At 71.3% G+C, this 951-nt stretch carries 1 protein-coding gene and 1 pseudogene; one reads left to right on the plus strand and one right to left on the minus strand.

Annotated features, from left to right (window positions below; genetic code table 11):
* Positions 1 to 314 (plus strand): annotated as a pseudogene (locus I5E_RS18500) (hypothetical protein); the annotation flags it as partial.
* On the opposite strand, the gene I5E_RS22985 reads toward I5E_RS18500, so the two are convergent.
* A complete protein-coding gene (locus tag I5E_RS22985; protein WP_022908300.1) occupies positions 311 to 778 on the minus strand; it encodes a peptidoglycan DD-metalloendopeptidase family protein in 468 nt (155 codons plus the stop codon). The pseudogene I5E_RS18500 and the gene I5E_RS22985 overlap by 4 nt on opposite strands.
* Positions 779 to 951 lie beyond the last annotated feature (173 nt).

Below are 951 nucleotides of genomic sequence, written 5' to 3' on the forward strand. Positions count from 1 at the left end.
ACCCCTGCACGCCGAACACCCTGATCGGTGCCGACGGACGGTTCGCCGGGCACGTGGACCTCGACGCCCTGGGGATCGCCGACCGGTGGGCGGACCTCGGTGTGGCGACGATGGCGCTCGGCTGGAACTACGGCCCCGGGTGGGAGGGGCTCTTCCACGAGGCGTACGGAGTCCCGCTCGACGAGGAGCGGACCGCCTGGTACCGGGCGCTGTGGAACCTGGACGACGACGGCGTGGAGACGTCAGCGGACGGCGGCGACGGGGTCGAGGCGGTCAGCGACGGCGTCGACACGGCCGCCGGGCGGGACGACTAGAAGGCCACGCCCCGCGCCTGCATGAACGGCACCGGGTCGACGGTGGCGCCGTTCACGTGCACCTCGAAGTGCGTGTGGCAGCCCGTCGAGTTGCCGGTGGAGCCGACGAGCGCGATCAGCTGCCCGGCCGAGACCCGCTGCCCGGGGCTGACGCGGAACCCGCCGTTCACGATGTGCCCGTACGCGGTCTGCACGCCACCGCCGTGGCTGATCCGGACGTAGTTGCCGTACCCGCCGTACCAGCCGGCGTAGTCGACGGTGCCCGCGGCCGCCGCGACGATGAAGGCCGTGAAGGTCTCCGGGGTCTGCTCGACGACGGTCAGGCAGACGCCGCTCGTCGCGATGGAGTCGCCGTGTCGGGCGTCTTGGACCACGATGGGCCCGCGGACGGTGAGCGCGACGGAGTCGCCGTGCTGCTCGACGGCGGTGACGGTGCCGAGTTCCTCGATGATGCCGGTGAACACTGGTGTCCTCTCAACGGGACTCCGGGGGTGTTCGACGATCGTCGGCATCGACGGACGGACGCACCACCTGCGTGGTCACGTGTCGTCCGCCAGCGCGCCTCCCATCCGGACTTTCACCGTCGGTCCCGGAATCCCACCGGGTCAACCTCTGCCGGGTTCGCACCCGTCATCAG

It is taken from the genome of Curtobacterium sp. B18 (assembly GCF_000333375.1).
Taxonomy (GTDB): domain Bacteria; phylum Actinomycetota; class Actinomycetes; order Actinomycetales; family Microbacteriaceae; genus Curtobacterium.